Origin of the sequence: Methylibium rhizosphaerae, assembly GCF_006386545.1 — a bacterium.
In the GTDB taxonomy this organism is placed as follows: Bacteria; Pseudomonadota; Gammaproteobacteria; order Burkholderiales; family Burkholderiaceae_C; genus Pseudorivibacter; species Pseudorivibacter rhizosphaerae.
Genome location: NZ_SWAR01000194.1, coordinates 1 through 546, shown reverse-complemented (window position 1 = coordinate 546; position 546 = coordinate 1). Strand labels below are relative to the sequence as shown.

At 67.2% G+C, this 546-nt stretch carries 1 protein-coding gene; it reads right to left on the bottom strand.

All coding sequences use genetic code 11. From position 1 onward, the window contains the following. A partial coding sequence (locus E8D38_RS28070; protein ID WP_219851898.1) for an IS66 family transposase occupies positions 1-361 on the bottom strand: 361 nt, incomplete at its 3' end. Positions 362-546: the final 185 nt, after the last annotated feature.

The following is a 546-nucleotide window of genomic DNA, read 5'->3' as shown; positions in this document are numbered from 1 at the left end:
CGCGACGCGGCAGATGTGGCGGCAGCGGCGCTCGCTTGGGCGGTTTCTTCTCGTCGGCGGGCTCGGGCCTGGGCTGCAGCGCTTCGATCTCGGCGGCCACCGCTGCCAGATCCATGTCCAGCGTCTCTTCCAGCAGGCTCTTCTGCTCGGCGGTGTACGCCTCGCTCTTTGCGGCGAACTTCAACCGCTTGAGTACGGCGTTCTCGTGCGTGAGCTTGTCGATGATGGTCTGCTTGAAGGCCACTTCACGCTCGCGCCGCACGAGCAGCTCGTTCGTGAGCGCCATCTCGGCGCGCACCGCTCGCAGTGCCTCGCGCAGCTGCTCGGGATCGAGGGTGTCGAGTGGGTCGTCGGCGATCACGAGGGGTGATCGTGCCGATGCTCGTGGCCACGCGCCATCGGCATCTACCGCAATTGATGCGCGCTACAGCACCGTGATGATCCCGGCCTCGCCGAGGCGCTGCCACGGCAGCCCAAGTACGAGGGCGTCGAGCTGCGGCCTTGTGAGGGTCAGCGAGCCGTTCACGTCCTTGGGCCAGGCGAACC